Origin of the sequence: Gordonia terrae (assembly GCF_001698225.1) — a bacterium.
Lineage (GTDB): Bacteria > Actinomycetota > Actinomycetes > Mycobacteriales > Mycobacteriaceae > Gordonia > Gordonia terrae.
In genome coordinates, this window is sequence record NZ_CP016594.1 from 3,573,112 (window position 1) to 3,594,393 (window position 21,282).

Sequence of the window (21,282 nt, forward strand, 5' to 3'; positions counted from 1 at the left end):
ATCCCGGCGATCGCGACACCCGACAAGGATCCACCCGGTGCCAAGCCACCCCACATGGGGCACGATGAAGGGAGGCACCGCACAACATCGGAGCGCGGTGCCCGACGCCATGCAGTCGGACCACCACCCCGAGTCCGGCCTGTCAGAGGGAGTAGGCATCACCGTGACCAACCAGATGGACCATGCGACACAGGACGTCCCGCCGAGCGAACAAGCCGGGAACACCGGCCCCCGCTCGAACGGACGCGCCGCCGGACAACGAGTCCGGGTCATCCGCGAAGGAGTCGCGTCCTATCTGCCCGACATCGATCCCGACGAGACCGACGAATGGCTCGACTCGTTCGACGCGCTCCTCGATGCCGCCGGCCCCGGTCGCGCCCGGTACCTGATGCTGCGACTCCTCGAACGCGCCGGCGAGAAGCGCGTGTCGATCCCCGCGCTCACCTCCACCGACTACGTCAACACCATTCCCACCGAGGCCGAGCCCTGGTTCCCCGGCGACGAGGACGTCGAGCGCCGATTCCGCCAGATGATCCGCTGGAACGCCGCGATCATGGTGCACCGGGCGCAGCGCCCGGGCGTCGGCGTCGGCGGTCACATCTCCACCTACGCCTCGTCGGCATCGCTGTACGAGGTCGGCTTCAACCACTTCTTCCGCGGCAAGGATCACTCCGGCGGCGGCGACCACATCTTCATCCAGGGCCACGCCTCCCCGGGCATCTACGCCCGCGCCTACCTCGAAGGCCGGATCGACGAGGCCCGCATGGACGGCTTCCGGCAGGAACACAGCCACGCGGGTGAGGGCGGCGGCCTGCCGTCGTACCCCCACCCGCGCCTGATGCCCGACTTCTGGGAGTTCCCCACTGTCTCCATGGGCCTCGGCCCGATGAACGCGGTCTACCAGGCACGTTTCAACCATTACCTGCATGACCGCGGCATCAAGGACACCTCCGACCAGCACGTGTGGGCATTCCTCGGCGACGGCGAGATGGACGAGCCGGAATCGCGCGGCTTCGCCAGCTTCGCGGCCACCGAGGGCCTCGACAACCTGACCTTCGTCATCAACTGCAACCTGCAGCGTCTCGATGGTCCGGTGCGCGGCAACGGCAAGATCATCCAGGAACTCGAATCCTTCTTCCGCGGTGCCGGATGGAACGTCATCAAGGTCATCTGGGGACGTGAGTGGGACTCGCTGCTGCACGCCGACCGCGATGGTGCGCTGGTCAATCTGATGAACACCACCCCCGACGGCGATTTCCAGACCTACAAGGCCAACGACGGAGCCTTCGTCCGCGAGCACTTCTTCAACCGTGACCCGCGCACCAAGGAACTCGTCAAGGACCTCTCCGACGCCGACATCTGGAACCTCAAGCGCGGCGGTCACGACTACCGCAAGATCCACGCGGCCTACGCCTCGGCGATGACCCACAAGGGCCAACCGACGGTGATCCTGGCCCACACCATCAAGGGCTACACGCTGGGCAAGCACTTCGAGGGTCGCAACGCGACGCACCAGATGAAGAAGCTGACGCTCGATGACCTGAAGGCCTTCCGCGACAGCACGCGAATCCCGATCACCGACGAGCAGCTCGAGAAGGATCCGTATCTGCCGCCGTACTACAACCCCGGCAAGGACTCACCGGAACTCCAGTACATGCTCGACCGGCGCAAGACCCTCGGCGGCTTCCTGCCGAGCCGGCGCACGAAGTCCAAAGTCCTGAAGGCGGACATGAGTTCGGCGCTGAAGGCCACCTCGAAGGGCTCGGGCAAGCAGCAGGTCGCCACCACCATGGCGCTCGTACGTGTCTTCAAGGATCTGTTGCGCGACAAGGAGATCGGCAAGCGCATCGTCCCGATCATCCCCGACGAGGCGCGCACGTTCGGGATGGACTCGTGGTTCCCGACCCTCAAGATCTACAACCGCAACGGGCAGCTCTACACCTCGGTCGATGCCGAACTGATGCTCGCCTACAAGGAGAGCTCGGAGGGCCAGATCCTCCACGAGGGCATCAACGAGGCCGGGTCGGCCGCCAGCTTCGCCGCGGTCGGCACGTCGTACTCGACCCACGACGAGCCGATGATCCCGCTGTACATCTTCTACTCCATGTTCGGCTTCCAGCGCACCGGCGACAGCTTCTGGGCGGCGGCCGATCAGATGGCGCGCGGCTTCGTCATCGGCGCGACCGCGGGCCGCACCACGCTGACCGGCGAGGGACTCCAGCACGCCGACGGGCACTCCCCGCTGCTGGCGGCCACCAATCCTGCCGTCGTCGCCTACGATCCGGCCTTCGCCTACGAGCTCGGCCACATCGTCGAGCGCGGCATCGAGCGCATGTACGGCGACGACCCGGAGAACGTCTTCTACTACCTGACCGTCTACAACGAGCCGATAAGTCAACCGGCCAAGCCCGAGGGGCTCGATCCGGCCGGCATCGTCAAGGGCGCGTACCGGTTCCAGAAGGCTGCCGAGGGCAAGCAGCATCCGGCCAACATCCTCGTCTCCGGCGTGACCATGCCCGACGCGCTGCGCGCCGCCGACCTGCTCGCGGAGGAATGGAACGTCGGCGCCGACGTCTACTCGGTCACCTCGTGGAGCGAACTCGCCCGCGACGGCATCCGCGCCGACCGCGAGGCGGTGCGCGATCCGGGGGCCGAACCGGCCCCGGCCTACCTGACCGAGTTGCTCGCCGACGCCGCCGGCCCGTTCGTCGGTGTCAGCGACTACATGCGTGGCGTGCAAGAGCAGATCCGCGCCTACCTCCCGGGCACCTACCTCACGCTCGGCACGGACGGCTTCGGGTTCTCCGACACCCGTCCGGCGGCGCGCCGGTTCTTCAACGTCGACGCCGAGTCGATCGTGGTCGCCGTGCTCGTCGCGCTCGCCCGGGACGGCAACATCGAGATGTCGGTCGCCAAGCAGGCCGCCGACAAGTACCGGATCGACGATGTCTCGGCCGCACCCGAGCAGACCAGCGATCCGGGCGTCGCCTGAGCATCGCGTCGACAGACGCGGCCTCGTCTCGCCCACGGCCGGGGACTCCTCCCGACCCGAAGGTCTAGATTGAGGTCGTGTCCGATGCCCGCGTGAACAGGAAGTCACCACCCGCGGACGTGTTCGGTGAGCGGGGTGCCCATGTACCGGCCCCCGCCACCGTGCACGACGCGCTCCCCGACACGCTGCTGCGGCGGGTCAAGCAGTACAGCGGCCGCCTCGCCACCGAGGCGGTCCACTCCATGCAGGACCAGCTGCCGTATTTCTCCGATCTCGATGCCGCACAGCGCGCGAGCGTGCAGCTCGTCGTACAGACCGCGGTGGTGAACTTCGTCGAGTGGATTCAGGACCCCGAGGGCAACGTGAAGTTCACGGTTCAGGCCTTCCAGGTCGTTCCCCAGGATCTCGCCCGCCGGATCACCCTCCTGCAGACCGTCGAGATGGTCCGCGTGGCGATGGAGTTCTTCGAGAAGTGGCTCCCGCTCCTGGCCCGCAACGATGCCCAGCTCCGCGCGCTCACCGAGTCGGTGCTGCGGTACGGACGGGAGATCGGCTTCGCCGCGGCATCCATCTACGCCTCGGCCGCGGAGTCGCGGGGTGCGTGGGATTCCCGGCTCGAGGCCCTGGTCGTCGACGCGGTCGTCCGCGGGGACACCGGAGCCCAGTTGCTGTCTCGCGCAGCAGCACTCAACTGGGAATCGGATGCACCCGCCACGGTCATCGTCGGGACCCCGCCGCCGGAACAGAACGTCTCGGTGCCGCTGGCGATCCACAACACGGCCAAGTCCTTCGACCGGTCTGCCCTCTCGGTGGTGCAGGGTTCGGTACTGGTGGCCATCGTGAGCGGTCCGGCCCGTCCGACCGAGAAGTTCGTCGGCGCGCTGCTGTCCCACTTCGCCGATGCCCCGGTCGTCATCGGACCGACGATGCCGAACCTCGGCAGTGCGCACACGAGTGCGACCGAGGCGATGGCCGGAATAGAGGCGGTGGCGGGCTGGCCGAATGCCCCGCGCCCGGTCCACAGCCTCGAACTGCTCCCCGAACGCGCGCTCAACGGCGACGAGTCAGCGATGACCGCTTTGGTGGAATCCCTTGTCCTACCGCTGGCCGAGGGCGGCTCGACGTTGACGACGACGCTCGACGCCTACCTCGACTCCGGCGGCTCGGTAGAATCGTGCGCTCGGATTCTGTACATACATCCAAATACGGTCCGCTACCGGTTGAAGAAAATTTCGGAAATCACAGGACGTGACCCAACTAACCCTCGCGACGCTTACGTTCTGAGGGTCGCGTCGACGGTGGGTCGACTGACACACTTCCGGCACAAATCGCATTCATCAGCCACATGAGTCACACCGGTTTCATGTCCGATTCACCGTTTGTGCTGATAGAAGCCTTAAGAACACGGTTCGGTAACAAATCTCGGACTGGTGACGAACCAGGTGACCTGTAGGTCACCTTTGTGGGAACCCCACAAAAGGCGGCGACAAGGTTCATGCTTCTCCACACCCACATCCCACGGGCAAAGGGTGTTCTCTGGTCACGTGCTTTCGATGCTTGCCCCCGGACAGGGCTCACAGACACCCGGAATGCTCGTGCCCTGGCTCGAACTGCCGGGCGCGCGTGACCAGCTCGCCACCTGGTCCAAGCTCATCCAGCTGGACCTCGAAGGACTCGGCACCACCGCCACGGCGGAGGAGATCACCGACACCGCGGTGACCCAACCGCTCGTCGTGGTCGCGGCGCTGCTGGCCTACGACGAGGTCCGCAAGAACGGCGAGCTTGCTGCCGACGCCGTCGTGGCCGGACATTCGGTGGGTGAACTGGCCGCTGCGGCCATCACCGGTGTGATCTCGGCCGACGAAGCGGTCACGCTCGCCGCGATCCGAGGTGCCGAGATGGCCAAGGCCTGCGCGCTCGAGCCCACGACCATGGCTGCCGTTCTCGGTGGCGACGAGGCCGCGGTGCTCGCGCGCCTCGACGAACTCGACCTCGTCCCCGCCAATCGCAACGCGGCGGGTCAGATCGTCGCCGCCGGCGCGGTCGCCCAGATCGACGAACTCATCGCGTCGCCGCCGGAGAAGGCTCGCATCCGCAAGCTCGCCGTCGCCGGCGCGTTCCACACGCACTTCATGGCTCCGGCCCAGGAGGCCGTCGCCGCTGCCGCAGCACAGATCACCCCGTCCGACCCCGTCCGCACACTGCTGTCGAACTCCGACGGCCAGCCTGTAACGAACGGCGCCGATGCGCTGACAAAACTGGTGGGACAGGTGACCAAGCCGGTCCGCTGGGATCTCTGCTCGGCGTACCTGCGGGACCACTCGGCCGACGCCGTGGTGGAACTGCCCCCGGCGGGGACGCTGGTGGGTATCGCCAAGCGCGAACTCAAGGGCACTCCCGCGCTGGCGCTCAAGGAGCCCGGCGACATCACGAAGATCACCGAACTTGGATAGCGGTCGCGGGTAGTCCGCGACCCCCGGAACGCCGGCTCTGATGCCGGCGTGTCCAAGCGCGCGGACCGCTCGGTCCGTGCTGCGCTCCGGAAATCTCACATCCACGTAGGAAAACGGAAAGGGAACCACACAGTGGCTGCCACCCAGGAACAACTCATTGCCGGCATCGCCGAGATCATCGAGGAAGTCACCGGCATCGAGCCGTCCGAGGTGACCCTCGAGAAGTCGTTCGTCGACGACCTCGACATCGACTCGCTGTCCATGGTCGAGATCGCGGTGCAGACCGAGGACAAGTACGGCGTGAAGATCCCCGATGAGGATCTGGCCGGCCTGCGCACCGTCGGCGACGCGGTCGCCTACATCCAGAAGCTCGAGAACGAGAACCCCGAGGCCGCAGCTGCCATCAAGGCGCAGGTCGAGGCAGACGAGGCCTGATGACCCCCTCTTCCCTCCGCGAGTACTCCACGCTGGGTGGGAACTTCCCGAGTGTGGTGGTCACCTCCATGGTGGCCACCACCTCGTTGGGTGGGGATCTCGACTCGACCTGGAAGAACCTGCTGGCCGGCGAATCGGGCATCCGTGAGCTGACCGACGACTTCATCACCAAGTACAACCTCCCGGTGCGCATCGGCGGTCGTCTGCTCCAGGATCCCGCCGAAGAGGTCACGCGCATCGAATCCCGGCGGATGGCCTACGTCGAGCGCATCTCCCACGTCATGAGCAAGCGCCTCTGGGCGCAGGCCGGTGAACCCGACGTCGACAAGGACCGCCTCGCGGTCGTCATCGGCACCGGCCAGGGCGGCGCCGACGCAATGGTCGACGCGGTCCAGGCCATGGAGGGCACCGGCAATTACCGCAAGGTCTCCCCCCTCGCCGTCTCGATGGCGATGCCGAACGGACCGGCGGCCGTCGCGGGACTCAACGTCGGCGCACGCGCCGGCGTGATCACCCCGGTCTCGGCCTGCTCGTCCGGTGCCGAGGCCATCGCGCACGCCTGGCGCCACATCGTCATGGGTGACGCCGACATGGTCGTCACCGGCGGCGTCGAGGGACACATCGACGCGGTGCCGATCGCCGCGTTCTCGATGATGCGTGCGATGAGCACGCGCAACGAGGACCCCGCGGCCGCCTCGCGACCGTTCGACAAGGATCGCGACGGCTTCGTCTTCGGTGAGGGTTCGGCGATGCTGATCCTCGAACGCGAAGAACACGCTCGAGCACGCGGTGCACACATCCACGCCCGCCTGCTGGGCACGGGCATCACCTCCGACGGTTTCCACCTGGTCGCTCCCGACCCGAGTGGACAGGGCAACGCGCGGGCCATGACCCGGGCATTGCAGACAGCCGGTCTGCAGCGCTCCGACATCAGCCACATCAACGCACACGCGACGTCGACCCCCATCGGCGACACCGCCGAGGCAGCGGGCATCCTCGCCGCCATCGGCCAGCACGCCGCGGTGTACGCGCCAAAGTCCGCCCTCGGACACTCCATCGGTGCCGTCGGCGCGCTCGAATCGGTCCTGACCATCAAGAGCATCGAGGAAGGCGTCATCCCGCCGACCCTCAACCTCGAGAACCTGGACCCGGAATGCGACATCGACGTCGTGCACGGTGAACCCCGCTACGGGCAGATCGACTACGCGATCAACAACTCGTTCGGTTTCGGTGGGCACAACGTGGCGCTCGCCTTCGGTCGCTACTGAGCACTCCCGCCACACCCCCGACACCCAGGAGACATCGATGACGACCTTGGCTCCCGTTGCCGGCCGCGAAGAAGCTGCCGATCCCCGCGACCCCCTGTTGCGGCTCACCAACTTCTTCGACGAAGGCACGATGTCGCTGCTCCATCCGCGCGACAAGTCGGGCGTCCAGGCCGCCGTCGGTCTGGTCCACGGGGTCCGAACGGTCTCCTATTGCACCGACGGCACCGTCATGGGCGGCGCCATGGGTGTCGTGGGGTGTGCGCACATCGTCAACGCCATCGACACCGCCATCACCGAGCAGGCGCCGGTCATCGGCATCTGGCACTCGGGTGGCGCTCGCCTCGCCGAGGGTGTCGAGGCGTTGCACGCTGTCGGCCAGGTCTTCGAGGCCATGGTGCGCGCCTCCGGCTACATCCCGCAGATCTCGGTTGTCGTGGGTTTCGCCGCAGGCGGCGCCGCCTACGGACCGGCCCTGACCGATGTCGTGATCATGGCGCCGGCCGGCCGGGTCTTCGTGACCGGGCCCGACGTCGTCAAGAGCGTCACCGGCGAAGAGGTCGACATGGAGTCGCTGGGCGGGCCGAACACCCACGGCAAGAAGTCCGGCGTCTGTCACATCGTCGCCGACTCCGAGCCCGACGCCCTGTGGCGCGCACGGCGTCTCGTGTCGACGTTCACCCAGCAGGGACACTTCGACCGCGAACACGCCCAGGCCGGTGACACCGACCTCAAGGCCCTGCTGCCCGAGTCGAATCGGCGCGCCTACGACGTCCACCCCGTCGTCGAGCAGTTGCTCGACTCGGGCGTGGCTGCCGACGGCGAGACCGAGATCTCGAGTTTCGAAGAGCTGCAAGCCAAGTGGGCGCCGAACATCGTCGTCGGTTTCGGTCGCCTGTCCGGCCGCAGCGTAGGCGTCATCGCGAACAACCCGCTGCGCATGGGCGGTTGCCTCAACTCGGAGAGTGCCGAGAAGGCCTCCCGGTTCGTGCGCCTCTGCGACGCCTTCGGCATCCCGCTCATCGTCATCACCGACGTGCCGGGCTACCTGCCCGGTGTCGGCCAGGAGTGGAACGGCGTCGTCCGACGCGGCGCCAAGCTCCTCCACGCGTTCGCCGAGTGCTCGGTCCCCCGGGTCACCCTCGTGACACGAAAGATCTACGGCGGCGCCTACATCGCGATGAACTCGCGCGCGCTCGGCGCCACCGCTGTGTTCGCCTGGCCCGGTTCCGAGGTGGCCGTGATGGGCGCCAAGGCCGCGGTGGGCATCCTGCACAAGAAGGCGCTCGCGGCGGCACCCGACGACGAGCGTGAGGCTCTGCACGATCGCCTCGCCGCCGAGCACGAGGCGATCGCCGGCGGTGTCGGCCGGGCCCAGTCCATCGGCGTCGTCGACGAGATCATCGACCCGGCGCAGACACGCAGCATCATCGCCGAAGCGCTCGCGGCCGCACCCGCACGTCGCGGACGCCACAAGAACATCCCCCTCTGACGCATCGTCGCAGACGACGAGAAGTGCCCCGGTCCACGAGGACCGGGGCACTTCTCGTCGTCTTGTCTGCTCTCCGCTAGCCCACCCGCTGCTGCAGCCAGGTCACCTCGGCGCCCGCACCGCCCATGCGGTACTGCTCGAGCGCGTTGTCCCATGCGGTTCCGAGTGCGCCTTCGAGCTCGCCGGCGAGACCGGCGCTGTCAGGCTGTGATTCGATCATCGAGCGCAACTGGTTCTCGCCGATGATGACGTCACCGTTGGCGCTCGTGGAGCCGCGCCAGAGGCCGAGACCCGGGACGTAGCAGAACCGTTCGCCGTCGACGCCCTCGCTCGCGTTCTCGGTCACCTCGAAGCGAAGCGCCGACCACTCACGCAGAGCCGTCACCAGACGTGCCGCGGTGCCGACCGGCCCTGCCCAGTCGACAGTGGCGCGCTGCATGCCCGGCTCGGCATCCTGTGCCGACCATTTCAGGTTGGCGCGCGCATTCAGGGTCGACGACAGAGCCCACTCCACATGCGGGCACAGCGCCACCGGCGCCGAGTGGATGTACACCACTCCTGTTGTCATGTCCGCAAACTGATTCAGATTGCGCACCTTGTTCACCTCCGTTGTCGACGAGGAACGTCTTCCCCAACACACCTCGCGACAGCGGATATCACATTCGTAAGCTCGATTGTGCCCCATGATGCACGTGTTGCGCTAGTTTCTGGTGCGAGAAAAATTCAGTTCTGTGACGAGAGTTCATCAACGACACGATCGTTGAACTCGCTCCACAGCGGCTTGGCCCACGCCCCGAAGGCCCGATCGGTCAACACCACGCACGCCGCGTCGAGCGCCGGGTCCACCCAGAGAAACGTCCCGGCCTGTCCGAAGTGCCCGAACGTGCGCGGAGAATTTCTCGTCCCGGTCCAGTGCGGCGACTTCTCCGAACGGATCTCGAAGCCGATACCCCAGTCGTTGGGGCGATGCTTGCCGTAGCCCGGTACGAAACCGTCGAGCCCGGGAAACTGCACCGACGTCACGGCCGAGAACGTCTCCGGAGCCAGCAGACGGGCGTTCATGAGCTCCCCGGCGAATGCGCTCAGATCCGCGACGCTCGACCGGGCCGCGTGCCCGGCCGAGCCCTGCAGAGTCGTCGACGACATCCCCAGCGGCGCGCACACGGCTTCCGAGAGGTATCGGTCGAACTGTATGCCGGTGGCCTCGGCCACCGCGTCTGCGGCGACCTCGAAGCCCGAACTCGAGTAGATCCGCTGCTCCCCTGCCGGCGCCTGGACCTCATGGGTGTCGTAGGCGAGACCGGAGGCGTGTGACAGGAGATGGGCGAGCGTGGACCCGGGCGGGCCGACGGGATCGTCGAGCTCGACGGCCCCCTCCTCGACGGCCACGAGAACCGCGTAGGCCACCAGCGGCTTGGTGACCGAGGCGAGTTCGTAGACACGACCGGGGTCGCCGAACTGCTCGGCGACCCCGTCGCGGGTGATGATCGCCGCCGACACGTGGTCGACGGGCCATTCCGTCAGAGAATCAAGGACAGACACATCGGGTCACGTTACCCGGGTGCTCACCAGTCCTCTTCGGTGTAGCGGATGACACCGCGGATGTTCTTGCCGTCCAACATGTCCTGGTAACCCTCGTTGATCTGGTCCAGGCGGTACTGCCGGGTGATCATGTCGGCGATGTTGAGCTTCCCGATCTTGTACATCGACAGCAGCTGCGGGATGTCGAGCTTCGGGTTGGCACCACCGAAGATGGACCCCTGCAGGTTCTTCTGCAGCAGGGTCAGCATCGCGAGGTTGAGGTTCACGTCGCTCTCGAGCATGTTGCCCATACCCGTCAGCACACAGGTGCCACCCTTGGCGGTGATCCCCATCCACAGGTCGACATCCTTGCCGTGGACCTCGCCGACGGTGACGATCACCTTCTGGCACATGCCGCCGTGCGTGGTCTCCGCGATGGCCATGGCGGCCTCCTCGACCGACGCGAACGCCGCCGTGGCCCCGAACTTGAGCGCCTGCTCGCGCTTCCACTCGACCGGGTCGATCGCGAACAGGTTGCGGGCGCCGGAGATCACCGCGCCCTGGAGCGCCGCGGTACCGACGCCGCCGACACCGACGATGGCGACATCTTCACCCGGCCGGACGTCGCCGCTGCGGGTCGACGAGCCGTAACCGGTGGGGATGCCGCACCCACACAGTGCGGCGACCTCGAACGGGATGTCCTTGTCGATCTTCACCGCCGACGCCTCGTGCACCACCATGTAGGGCGAGAACGTACCGAGCAGCGTCATCGGGTAGACGTTCTCGCCGTCCGCGGTGTGGATGCGGAAGGTGTTGTCCGAGACGGCTTCGCCCTGCAGCAGCATGGCGCCGAAGTCGCACAGGTTGGCCATGCCCGACTGACACGACGGACACTTGCCGCACGACGGGATGAACGACAGCACGACGTGGTCGCCGACCTCGAAGTCGGTGACCCCCTCGCCGATTTCGGCGACGACGCCGGCACCCTCGTGGCCACCCAGGATCGGGAACCCGGCCATCGGGATGCCACCGGTCATCAGGTGATGATCGGAGTGGCACATGCCCGCGGCTTCCATCTTGATCTTGATCTCGTGGGCCTTGGGATCGCCGATCTCGATCTCTTCGATCGCCCACGGCTTGTTGTGCTCCCGCAGCAGCGCACCTTTTGTCTTCACTGAACTCCTCCGTTCGAACCCGGCGACGTCTCACACCGGGAGGACCTACTCACTCCGACGGTTGCCGCCATGACGTGACAGTAGTCACTCAACCACAAAATTGGAACGTGTTCTAGTGGGTGTTTCTTGCTCCCGTGAATGTCCGACGCGTCGCGCACCGACCAGCACACAACGACCTGGGCGCGAGTGCTCGCGCCCAGGTCGGAGGGTGTTGCCGTCGGGAAGACGCGTCAGTCGGCCAGGCCGGCGTCCTTGCTGCCGTAGCTCTGGCGAAGAGTCGGCTTGACGACCTTGCCACCGGCGTTGCGCGGCAGTTCGTCGACGATGACGAGGTCCTTCGGGTGCTTGAAGCGCGCGAGGTTCTCGTTGAGGTACGGCTCGAGGTCGGCGAGGGTCAGATCCTCCACACCTTCGGCGAGAACGACGACCGCGACGGGCACCTCGCCCCACTTCTCGTGTGCGCGACCGATGATCGCCGCCTCGGTGATGCTCGGGTGACCGAAGAGCGCGTTCTCCACCTCGGCGCAGTAGATGTTCTCGCCACCCGAGATGATCATGTCCTTGGCGCGGTCGACGACATAGAGGAAGCCCTCCTCGTCCGCGCGGACCAGGTCGCCGGAGTGGAACCAGCCACCCGCGAACGCATCCGCCGTGCCCTGCTCGTTCTGCCAGTACCCCTTCATCATGTTCGGGCCCCGGTAGACGATCTCGCCGACCTCACCCTGCGCGACGTCGTTCCCCTCGGGATCGACGATGCGCGCGGTGACCGCGGGGACGACCTTGCCGATGGAGCCGATCTTGCGCAGGGCGTCCTTGCCCTCGAGCACACAGGTGATGGGCGACATCTCGCTCTGCCCGAAGACGGCGACGTTCAGGGCGTCGGGGAAGGTCTCGTTCATCGCATTCAGGACGGTGTCCGACGCCGGGGCGGCACCCCAGCTGATCACCCGGAGCTTGAGGTCGCGCGGTTTGGCCTGCTGCGCGGCGCAGACGGCCTGCCACTGCGCGGGTACCAGGAAGATCGAGGTGGTGCCCTCTTTCTCGATGGTGTCGAGCATGTCGTTGGGGTCGAACGCACCGAGCGGATGGATCACCGAGAGCGCACCCATGTAGAACAGCGGCGCCATCGCGCCGAGGCCGGCGATGTGGAACATGGGCGCGACGCAGGAGCCGATGTCGTCGGACCGCGTCTGCAGAGCCTGCAGACAGGTGACGGCCTGCGCCTGCATGTTCGTGTGGGTGAGCATGGCGCCCTTGGGCTTTCCGGTCGTGCCCGAGGTGTACATGATCAGCGCGACGGTCTCCTCGGGAACGTCGATCTCCTCGAGATCCGAGGAGTCCTCGGCAACGAGCGACTCGTAGTCGAGGTGGTTCTCCTTGTCCGACCCACCGACCACGATGGTGTGCTCGATCGCGCCGGTGGAGGCGGCCGCGGCGTCGGCCAGCGGTGCCAGCAGGGTCTCGGTGACGATCACCTTGGCACCGCTGTCGTCGACGAGGAAGGCGACCTCGGCCGGGCTCATCCGGATGTTCACCGGCACCGGGATGGCGCCGATCAGGTTGGCGCCGAGGACCGCTTCGACGTACTCCGAACGATTGAGCAGGACGATCAGGACGCGATCGCCGAACTGCACACCGCGCCGGCTCAGTGCGGCGGCGAAGGCCCGGCTGCGCTCGTCGAGTTCCTTCCAGGTGGTGACATTGCCCAAGAACTTCAGGGCCGGCTTGTCCGGGGTCATGAAGGCGTGCCGGCGGATCTGGTTGTTCCAGTGGTTGCGGCGCGAGCGCAGTGGCTCGGTGGCCAGGTCGCTGAAGGTGTCGACGGTCGCGGTCATACGATCGGTCTCCTCGTTGTCTTTCTGATGGTGGGGTCGGGAACGGTTGTGGTGCAGTGCGTCCGGTGCGACGCAGCGCTCACTTGGAGGCGCCGGCGAACGCGGTGATCGCCGCCTGGAACTCCGGGGACTGGAGCAGTTCGGTCTGGCCGTCGAGTTCTCGCTCGATCGCGGCGTCGAACCCGGCCATCGTGTGGGCATCGAGCGCGGCTTTCGTGAGCCGTAGCGCGGCGGGGCTCTTGCTCGCAAGCTTGTGCGCCACCGTGCCGACCACCTCGTCGAGCGCGGCGCGGTCGTCGACGACCCCGTTGACGAGTCCGGCGTCGAGAGCCTCCGACGCTCGGAGCTTCTCGCCGAGCAGCGCCAACTCGTTGGCACGTACTCGACCGACCGCCGTGGCGAACGACATCGACGCGGCGCCGTCGGGCATCAGACCGATGTTGACGAAGGCGAGCAGGAAGTACGACCGTGCCGTCGTGTAGATGAGATCGGCACCGAGCGCGAGCGATGCGCCGATTCCGGCGGCTGCGCCGTCGACGGAGGCGATCACCGGGACCGGGACCGATCGCACGGCGCGCAGGAGATCGGAGCCCCCGGAGATGATCTGCCGGGCCTGGTCGCGGGTGAACCCGGACGCGCCGCCCTCGGTCGACCTCTCGGCGAAGCCCCGGACGTCGGCACCGGCGCTGAAACTGCCGCCCGCGCCGTCGATCACGACCACGCGGACGTCGTCCCGAGACGACCACTCCGCCAACGTGTCCTCGATCGCCTGATGTGCCACGCCGTCGAGGGCGTTCATCCGTTCGGGTCGCGAGATCGTCAGCCGCCCGATCCCGGAATCGTCCACGGACGTCACCACTCCGCCGTGCGTGCTCTCGTCGCTCACTACCTCTCCCCACTCATGCCGGTTTCGATAGACACAGCTCCCCACATCTGTGCCATCGCTAAGATTACTATCACAGTGCGACGCAGATCACGAGAATTCTCGTTAACTTATCAGCTGCGCTTGAGCGCTTCTACTGCTGTTTTGGTCCGAGCGGCCGAAATGTGTCACGAGAACGTGGTCTCCGGTTAGGCTGTGTCGTCATGACCGCCCGCCCGCAGACGTCGCGTCCCGAATCGGACGCCCGGCGTCGCCGTCCAGCCGATCGGCGACGCATGATCGTCGACTCTGCGGCGAAGGCGTTCAGCGACGGCGGATATCACGCGGTGCGTCTCGACGACATCGCCGAGGCCGTCGGCATCTCCACGCCTGCGCTGTACCGGCACTTCCCGAACAAATACGCACTGTTCGCCGAGACCACCGCCGAACTCGCCACCGGTCTGCGCGACGTCCTCGACACCGTTCCCGAGGGGACGCCGGAGGAGTTGCACGCGCTCCTCGAGGCGATCACCGCCACGTCGTTCGACAACCGGCGCCGCGGGGGGCTGTATCGCTGGGAATCGCGGTATCTCGAACCGGCCGACGCCGCGATCGTCCGCGACGTCGTCGTCCATCAGCACCGACGCGTACGCGCGGCCGCCCGTCGGCTGCGGCCGTCGCTCGGCGAGGTCGACGCCAACCTCATGGCGGCCGCGATGATCAGCGTCGCGGCGAGTCCGACGACGCACCGCGCCGCATTGCCGGCCCGCGACGCGACGGCACTGATGAGCTGCGCCGCGGCCGGCCTGCTCGACGTCGACCTCCCCGAGTCCACCGAACCGGAGCCGCCGACGGTCGCCGGCCTCGCGCCCGCAGCCAAGCGCGAGGTCATCCTCACCGAGGCGATCGAACTCTTCGCCGCTCGCGGGTTCCGGGACGTGACGATCGAGGACATCGCGCATGCGGCCGAGTTGCCCGCTTCGGGTGTGTATCGCTACTTCCCCAGCAAGGTCGCAATCCTCGAGGCATCGTTCTGGCGCGCCACCGACCGGGTCACGTCGGCGATCGCCGACGCCCTCGCCGCGTCGACGACGCCCCGGGAGGCGATCGTCGCAATCCTCGCCGCCTACATCCGGTTGAGTTCCAGCACAACAGATCTGATCGCGATCTACGAAACCGAGATCGGGCACACGACCCCGGAGGTACGCGCGGAACTCCGCAACCAGCAGCGGATCACCGTCGACGAGTTCGCCACCTGGCTCACCCGCGACCGCGACGAACTGTCGCTCTCCCAGGCCCGGTTCCTCGTGCATGCGGCGCTCAACGTGGTCACCGACCTGTCCCGCCAGTCCCCACCGCCCTCACCGGAGCGGATCGAGGCACTCGCGATGCGCATCCTGCTGCACGGCTGAGCTCCCTCACAGCACGGCGAAGTCGTCCATCAGCCACCGGCCGTCCTGCTCGACGAGAGTGACCTTGACCCGTGACTGGTACGGGAATCCGTCGGGGAACTCCTGGGCGGTCTGCGGGGACTTCAGGGTCTGGTCGAGCGTCACCAGCACCACCGCCTTGCCGTCGTCCAATGACATGATGCCCGCGTTGTCGGCCTGTGCCGTCGAGACCGATTCCGCCGCAGTCGATCCGCGTCGGGCGTCCTGCGAGGACTCGATGTACGTCTGGGTGAAGGCGGGCGTCGAGATCTCTCGGATTCGCCGATCGAGGTCGGCATAGTCGGCGGAGTTGTAGGTGGAGATCTCGGCCGCGTACCGACGCGCGGTCTCGAGAAGCGATGTGGAGGCGCCGGCCGACGCGCTGGTCCCGGCCCGCTCGTCGGCGTCGACATAGGCCACCGCGAGTACTGCGGTCGACGCCGCGAGGACGACGACAGCCACGATCAGCCCGATCACGGCCCAGGGCCGGGCACCGACCGCCGCTGTCCATCCGGTCCACCGCGAGCCACGGCGGCGGTCCGCGGCGGGATCGATCTTGCGTGGGGTCCGGTCCGCGACGGGCTCGGCGGACGGCGACGCCGCGTCCGGGCTCGGGACCTCCGAGTCCGTCAGACCCGTGCCGGTCGAGTCGGGTGCCGAGTCGCCGCCGGAACCGGAACCTGTTGTGCCACTCCTACGCTCGGCCTTTCGGGCTGCTTTCGCCGCCTTGGCCTCGGCCTCCGCGCGGTACTTGTCGCGGTTGCTGCGGTTGGCCTCGAGGAACTCGTTGCCGTCGAGGGGGGTCACCTCCTCGACGTCGCTAGATGACGTCGCCTGCCGCGATCCGGCGTCGACGGGCTGATCGGACTCGACGCCGGATTCGGCGGACGCGGGGTCGGGCTGATCGGACGTGGAACGCGACTTCGGCATGCGTTCAATGTAGCGAGACGTTCGCGGCCGGTTCGTCTCGCTGCCGGATCAGCCACCCTCGGTCACAGGCTGCCGAGGTCCAGCGACACCCACTGCGTCGGCTCGAGGAACAGTTTCGTCTGCGGACCGTGGTCCTTCTCGGCCATCTCCACGTAGGGTTCGACCGCCTGGGGCGGAAGATAGCGCGACGCCATCTCCTGCAGGTCGACGCGGGTGCCGGCGACCAGGTCGACCGCATCCCCCGACACCGCCACGTACATCAGCCGCGGCGACACCTCGTCGACCATGAGCGTGAACCGCCCGGCCGCCCGGATGAGCTGCAGTTTGCGCGACTCGGTTCCGGTGAGCAGCCAGGGCCGACCGCCCGGCTCGTAGTGGTACCAGATCGGGACGGTCAGGGGCGCCCGGCCGGGCTCGGCCTCCACCGACAGCGCCGCGACGTGGGGTTCGGACAGAAACGCTTCTCGTTCGGATCTCGTGAGTGCCATGTGCCGACGGTAGACCGGACCGCCGACATCCCGTCCGGGTTCGACGACCCCGGACGGGATGCCCTCGCTACTTCCAGGGCTCGAGGACCTCGGCGGCGCGTTCGGCGAGCACCATCTGGAAGATCGGCCCGAAACTGACGCGAGCGACGCCGAGTTCAGCGAATGCCGACTTCGAGTTCTTGGTCGGATGTCCGATCGCGTTGACCGGCAACGGCAGCTCCGCGGTGAGTCGCTTCTGTGTGGCGTCGTCGTGGAAACCGACCGGGTACAGCACGTCCGCACCGGCTCGGGCGGCCAGCTTCAGTCGCTCGATGGCGCGCTCGACGCGGTCGGATTCGTCCCCGACCTGCTTCACGAAGAGGTCGGTGCGCGCGTTGATCACCACGTGCACGTCGGTGGCGTCGGACGCCGCCCGCAACGCGCCCACGAAGTCGGCGTGCTCCTGGGCCTCGCGAAGCCGTCCGCCCTCGCTGTGCACGGTGTCCTCGATGTTCAGACCGACGGCACCCGCCGCGATCAGTCCGTCGATGAGCGTCTTCGGGTCTTCCCCGTATCCGGATTCGATGTCGACGGAGATCGGGACGTCGACGGCGGCAGTGATCTGCCGGATGCGGGTGGTCAGTTCGTCGAACGTGATGCCCTCGTTGTCGGGCTTGCCGATGGAATCCGACACCGGATGACTGCCGACCGTCAGCGCCGTGAATCCCGCCGAGACCGCGAGGTTCGCCGACCAGGCATCCCACACGGTGGGCAGGATGACCGGGTTACCGGGCTGGTGGAGTTCGAGCAGAGTCGTGGCCTTGCTGGAGAGTTCCGTCATGGTCCCTACAACTACGCCGATCGGCGGGCGCATTCCACCGACGCCGCGATCCGGTTGTGGTTTGTCCCGGCTACCGGGACAAACCGCAACCGGATCGAGGTGCGGTCGACGGGCCGGCGCTACTTGCGCCAGAACAGGTGATGCGTGACCCCGCTGGAGCTGGGGACCGACTCGTGATGGTACCGGTCGTCGAGTTCCTCGGGCGTCTCCCAGAGCTTCAGCCCGGTTCCGATCGTGACGGGCGCGACCGCGATGTGCAGGGTATCGATCAGACCGGCGTCGAGGAATTCCCGCACGGTGCTGACACCCCCGCCGACGCGAACATCGCGACCGTCGGCCGCGGCCTTCGCCTGCTCGGCGGCCTCGGCCGGTGTGGCGTCGAGAAAGTGGAATGTGGTGTCGCTCAGTGTGAACGACGGTCGCACATGGTGCGTCAGCACGAAGACGGGTGTGTGAAAAGGCGGTTCGTCGCCCCACCACCCCTGCCACTCATGGTCCGTCCACGGACCGCGTTGGTAGCCGAACTTGTTGCGGCCCATGATCTCCGCGCCGATGTTGTGGGCGAAGTCGCGAGTGAAGTAGTCGTCGAGGCCGCGGGTGCCACCCGGGTCGGTCCGGTTGGGCCAGCTCGCGGTGGCACCCGCCCACGACATCAGTTCCCACGGCTCGACCCGGTCACCGAAGGGGCGGTCGAACGTCTGGTTCTCCCCCGCCCCCACCCCGTCCTGCGAGATGGAGAAGTTCTGGACTCTCAGTAGCTGCGGCATGGTTTTCCGTTCCCGTCGTCTGTCGGCACGAGCAATCTATGCGGACAGACCCGGTGGCGCCGGAAAACTCATCGTTGCGACTCGGACCGGACCACATCGGGCGACCATCGTGAGACGGAGGTTCAGCCGAGCGCCTGCGCGATGACGTCCGCGACGGGAGTCGACGACCGGCCGGTGAGCGACTTGAGATCGCCGGAGTCGGTGTCCAGCTCTCCGCGGCTGATACCGGCGTCGGAGCTCGCCAGCATCGTGGCGACCGGTTCGGGCAGACCTGCGCTGACGAGGGTGGCCTGGTACTCGGCTTCGGGGAGGTCGCGGTACTCGACTGTCGCACCGGAGGCCGCACCGATCGCGCGGGCGAACTCGCCGTAGGTCAGCCGCTCGTCACCGCCGAGCTCGTAGACCTTGCCTGCCTGATCGGAACCGGCGGTGAGTACGGCTGCGGCCGCGGCCGCGTAATCGGCGCGTGCCGCAGCCGCGAGGCGTCCGTCGCCGGCAGCACCGAAAAGCACCCCGGTCGACACCGCCTGCGGAATGGCCCCCAGGTAGTTCTCCCAGTACCAGCCGTTGCGCAGGATCACGGCGGGAACCGACGACTCGCGCAGCCTGGCTTCGGTGGCGACGTGCTCGGGAGCCAGACTCAGACCGCTCGTATCCGCGTGTAGCAGGCTGGTGTACGCGATGAGCGCGACGCCGTTGGCCTCGGCGGCCTCGATCACGTTGGTGTGCTGGGCGAGACGTCGCCCGACCTCCGACCCGGAGATCAGCAGCAACTTGTCGACTCCGGCGAGCGCGTTCCGCAGCGAGTCCGGATCGTCGTAGTCGGCGACCCGGACCGTGATGCCCTGTGACGCGAGTTTCGACGCCTTCGACTCATCGCGGACGATCGCGACGATGTCGCCGGCGACGACGCCGCGACCGAGCAACTCCTCGATCACCAGGCCGCCAAGATGTCCTGTCGCGCCGGTCACTGCTGTGGTCATTGTGTCCTCTTCTCTTCGGGGTTGGTGACCACAGTATGCACTAACTTTTCGTAAGTGCAATACTAACTGTTAGCAAGATCTCGACCCTTGGGCTACCGTTGAACCCGTGACCGAGATCAGCGACCAGTCCCTCGAGGCGGACGTCTTCGCCCGGGACTGCTCGTCGCGGACGACGCTGCAGACCGTCACCGGACGCTGGGGCAGCCTCGTGCTGATCGCCTTGGGCGAGAGCAACTATCGGTTTAGCGCGCTCCGTCGGCGGGTCGACGGCGTGAGTGAGCGGATGCTGTCGCAGACCCTGCAGAACCTCGAGCGCGACGGCATGATCGTCCGCACCGTCCTCGAGGCCATCCCGCCGAAGGTCGAGTATCACCTCACCCCGCTGGGCCGGCAGGTGGCCGACCAGCTGAGCGGGCTGATCGAACTCGTGCAGGACAACATGCCCGTCGTCCGGGACGCCCAGGCCCGCTATGAGGAGCGACGCGGCGTCGGAGACTGAAATCCACCTCGTCGGGTACACGTGGATACGTAGGAGTTCGACGACGAGAGGAGCGACCGATGACGTCACCGGAAACCGACCTGCCGATCGAGGCCAGCGAGGCCGATGCGATCGAGCAAGCCCAGCCGACGGACCCCGAACCCGGCTCCGGACCGGCCCCGACGGTGCCATTCGACGCCGATGAGGCGGATGTCGCCGAGCAGCACACCGAGGTCGAGGCCGAGTCCGAGGATTATCCCCGCGAGTAGCGACGCGGCGTCGGACCGACGACCGCGTGCGGCTGACCGCGCGTTTTGTCGTCCGGCGCGACCATGCGCTAAAGTCTGTCCTCGGTCCTGGTGACGCACTCGATGAGCGCCGAACAGGTCCGAGGCAGTCCCCCATAGCTCAATTGGCAGAGCATTCGACTGTTAATCGAACGGTTACTGGTTCGAGTCCAGTTGGGGGAGCAGATGAGCCCGTCACCCGCTCCGGCAGGTGACGGGCTTTCTTCTGTTCGGCGGCCCTGTCGGTCCGCATTCATACCGCAGTCGACGTTGCGGTAATGTCCTGCACCGGGCTTTCGGGCCCCACGGGGCGGTAGCTCAGTCGGTTAGAGCCGCGGACTCATAATCCGTAGGTCGCGGGTTCGAGCCCCGCCCGCCCCACCGAAGTGGCTGTGCCGCAGCGCGATCCGCAACGCTGTCGGCTTTCTACCCGCGTTCCCGACGGACCGGGACACTCCGGTCGGAGGTCATCTCTCCACACGACACCAGTACTCGGTCTCACCCGGGATCGGTGTCAGCCGGACCTCACCCCCATCGGGCCGGTCGAACAACCGCACACCCCCGCCGAGGAACACCGGGACGAAGAACACCAGCACCTCGTCGAGCACGCCGACGTCGATCATCTGGCGCGCGACATCGGCACCGATCACGGTGACATAGGCATCTCCCGCGATCGCGCCGGCGACCTCGACCGCTTCGTGCAGATCGGAGACGAACGTGACCCCCTCGACGGCGTCGGTGGGCGGGTTGTGCGTGAGAACCACCGCGGCTCCGTCGTATTCACCGCCGAACGCACCTTCCCGGTCGGTGCCCTTGTTGGGATCATCGCCGCGGAACGAGCGATTGCCGACCAGCAGCGCGCCAGTGCCGCGCATCAACCGGGCGGCGGCGTCGTCGGCTGCGGTGGACGTGGGGTGCCCGCCGGTCGGGGCGTCGAAGAACCGGGTCAGCCAGGACATGTCACCACCAGGTCCGGCGATGAATCCGTCGAGTGATGCCGTCGCCGAATAGATCGTGGTCGCCATGGGTTCCTGCCTTCGTCGGTCATCGCGGGGGTGCCGACGGGGTA

The 21,282-nt window shown here is 67.1% G+C and carries 20 protein-coding genes and 2 tRNA genes; 11 read left to right on the forward strand and 11 right to left on the reverse strand.

Annotated features, from left to right (window positions below):
• Positions 1-109 precede the first annotated feature (109 nt).
• The 6 genes from aceE (at position 110) to BCM27_RS16015 (ending at position 8,637) form a co-directional block, all read left to right on the forward strand.
• Entirely contained in the window at positions 110-2,992 is a 2,883-nt protein-coding gene (aceE, locus tag BCM27_RS15990) for a pyruvate dehydrogenase (acetyl-transferring), homodimeric type (RefSeq protein WP_373278305.1), read from the forward strand.
• Positions 2,993-3,069: 77 nt separating this feature from the next.
• Positions 3,070-4,341, forward strand: a complete 1,272-nt coding sequence (locus tag BCM27_RS15995; protein WP_004022982.1) for a PucR family transcriptional regulator — start codon at positions 3,070-3,072, stop codon at positions 4,339-4,341.
• Positions 4,342-4,536: 195 nt separating this feature from the next.
• Positions 4,537-5,445, forward strand: a complete 909-nt coding sequence (locus BCM27_RS16000) for an ACP S-malonyltransferase (protein WP_033203943.1) — start codon at positions 4,537-4,539, stop codon at positions 5,443-5,445.
• A gap of 132 nt (positions 5,446-5,577) precedes the next feature.
• Positions 5,578-5,880 carry a meromycolate extension acyl carrier protein AcpM gene (gene acpM, locus BCM27_RS16005; RefSeq protein ID WP_004022984.1) on the forward strand — a complete coding sequence of 101 codons (303 nt, stop codon included), beginning with the start codon at positions 5,578-5,580 and terminating at the stop codon, positions 5,878-5,880.
• A complete protein-coding gene (locus BCM27_RS16010; RefSeq protein ID WP_004022985.1) occupies positions 5,880-7,148 on the forward strand; it encodes a KasA/KasB family beta-ketoacyl-ACP synthase in 1,269 nt (422 codons plus the stop codon). Before acpM ends, BCM27_RS16010 begins: the two co-directional genes overlap by 1 nt.
• Positions 7,149-7,185: 37 nt before the next feature.
• Positions 7,186-8,637, forward strand: a complete 1,452-nt coding sequence (locus BCM27_RS16015; protein WP_004022986.1) for an acyl-CoA carboxylase subunit beta — start codon at positions 7,186-7,188, stop codon at positions 8,635-8,637.
• 76 nt (positions 8,638-8,713) lie between these two features.
• On the opposite strand, the gene BCM27_RS16020 is transcribed toward BCM27_RS16015, so the two are convergent.
• The 5 genes from BCM27_RS16020 to BCM27_RS16040 all read right to left on the reverse strand — a co-directional run bounded on the left by BCM27_RS16020 (position 8,714) and on the right by BCM27_RS16040 (position 14,054).
• Positions 8,714-9,232 carry a DUF3145 domain-containing protein gene (locus tag BCM27_RS16020; protein WP_004022987.1) on the reverse strand — a complete coding sequence of 173 codons (519 nt, stop codon included), beginning with the start codon at positions 9,230-9,232 and terminating at the stop codon, positions 8,714-8,716.
• Between the two features lie 128 nt (positions 9,233-9,360).
• Positions 9,361-10,179, reverse strand: a complete 819-nt coding sequence (locus tag BCM27_RS16025; RefSeq protein ID WP_004022988.1) for a serine hydrolase domain-containing protein — start codon at positions 10,177-10,179, stop codon at positions 9,361-9,363.
• Positions 10,180-10,202: 23 nt separating this feature from the next.
• Entirely contained in the window at positions 10,203-11,333 is a 1,131-nt protein-coding gene (locus BCM27_RS16030; protein WP_004022989.1) for an NDMA-dependent alcohol dehydrogenase, read from the reverse strand.
• Between the two features lie 230 nt (positions 11,334-11,563).
• Positions 11,564-13,168: a fatty-acid--CoA ligase FadD5 gene (fadD5, locus tag BCM27_RS16035; RefSeq protein WP_004022990.1), complete on the reverse strand. Its 1,605-nt coding sequence runs from the start codon at positions 13,166-13,168 to the stop codon at positions 11,564-11,566.
• 79 nt (positions 13,169-13,247) lie between these two features.
• The gene (locus tag BCM27_RS16040) at positions 13,248-14,054 is read right to left on the reverse strand and encodes an enoyl-CoA hydratase-related protein (protein ID WP_004022991.1); all 807 of its coding nucleotides are present in this window, start codon (positions 14,052-14,054) and stop codon (positions 13,248-13,250) included.
• Between the two features lie 200 nt (positions 14,055-14,254).
• Here BCM27_RS16040 and BCM27_RS16045 point away from each other — a divergent pair, with 200 nt between their 5' ends.
• The gene (locus BCM27_RS16045) at positions 14,255-15,442 is read left to right on the forward strand and encodes a TetR/AcrR family transcriptional regulator (protein ID WP_033203945.1); all 1,188 of its coding nucleotides are present in this window, start codon (positions 14,255-14,257) and stop codon (positions 15,440-15,442) included.
• A gap of 6 nt (positions 15,443-15,448) precedes the next feature.
• Here BCM27_RS16045 and BCM27_RS16050 read toward each other — a convergent pair whose 3' ends face one another.
• The 5 genes from BCM27_RS16050 to BCM27_RS16070 all read right to left on the reverse strand — a co-directional run bounded on the left by BCM27_RS16050 (position 15,449) and on the right by BCM27_RS16070 (position 19,448).
• Positions 15,449-16,390, reverse strand: coding sequence for a hypothetical protein (locus tag BCM27_RS16050; protein ID WP_004022993.1), 942 nt, complete (start codon positions 16,388-16,390; stop codon positions 15,449-15,451).
• Positions 16,391-16,452: 62 nt separating this feature from the next.
• Positions 16,453-16,878 (reverse strand): pyridoxamine 5'-phosphate oxidase family protein, encoded by a 426-nt coding sequence (locus BCM27_RS16055; RefSeq protein WP_004022994.1) that lies wholly within the window; start codon positions 16,876-16,878, stop codon positions 16,453-16,455.
• A gap of 67 nt (positions 16,879-16,945) precedes the next feature.
• Positions 16,946-17,698, reverse strand: a complete 753-nt coding sequence (locus tag BCM27_RS16060; RefSeq protein WP_004022995.1) for an isocitrate lyase/PEP mutase family protein — start codon at positions 17,696-17,698, stop codon at positions 16,946-16,948.
• A 119-nt stretch (positions 17,699-17,817) separates the two neighbouring features.
• On the reverse strand, positions 17,818-18,465 hold the full coding sequence (locus BCM27_RS16065) for a dihydrofolate reductase family protein (protein ID WP_033203947.1): 648 nt from the start codon (positions 18,463-18,465) through the stop codon (positions 17,818-17,820).
• 122 nt (positions 18,466-18,587) lie between these two features.
• On the reverse strand, positions 18,588-19,448 hold the full coding sequence (locus tag BCM27_RS16070; RefSeq protein ID WP_004022997.1) for an SDR family oxidoreductase: 861 nt from the start codon (positions 19,446-19,448) through the stop codon (positions 18,588-18,590).
• A 106-nt stretch (positions 19,449-19,554) separates the two neighbouring features.
• On the opposite strand from BCM27_RS16070, the gene BCM27_RS16075 reads away from it, so the two are divergent.
• From BCM27_RS16075 to BCM27_RS16090, 4 genes are all read left to right on the forward strand, one after another.
• Positions 19,555-19,947 carry a winged helix-turn-helix transcriptional regulator gene (locus tag BCM27_RS16075; RefSeq protein ID WP_004022998.1) on the forward strand — a complete coding sequence of 131 codons (393 nt, stop codon included), beginning with the start codon at positions 19,555-19,557 and terminating at the stop codon, positions 19,945-19,947.
• Between the two features lie 59 nt (positions 19,948-20,006).
• On the forward strand, positions 20,007-20,195 hold the full coding sequence (locus BCM27_RS16080; RefSeq protein WP_004022999.1) for a hypothetical protein: 189 nt from the start codon (positions 20,007-20,009) through the stop codon (positions 20,193-20,195).
• A 128-nt stretch (positions 20,196-20,323) separates the two neighbouring features.
• A tRNA-Asn gene (locus BCM27_RS16085) sits at positions 20,324-20,396 on the forward strand.
• A 124-nt stretch (positions 20,397-20,520) separates the two neighbouring features.
• Positions 20,521-20,594: transfer RNA gene (locus tag BCM27_RS16090), tRNA-Ile, on the forward strand.
• An 86-nt stretch (positions 20,595-20,680) separates the two neighbouring features.
• Here BCM27_RS16090 and BCM27_RS16095 read toward each other — a convergent pair.
• Positions 20,681-21,238: a dihydrofolate reductase family protein gene (locus BCM27_RS16095; protein ID WP_033203949.1), complete on the reverse strand. Its 558-nt coding sequence runs from the start codon at positions 21,236-21,238 to the stop codon at positions 20,681-20,683.
• Between the last annotated feature and the right edge of the window lie 44 nt (positions 21,239-21,282).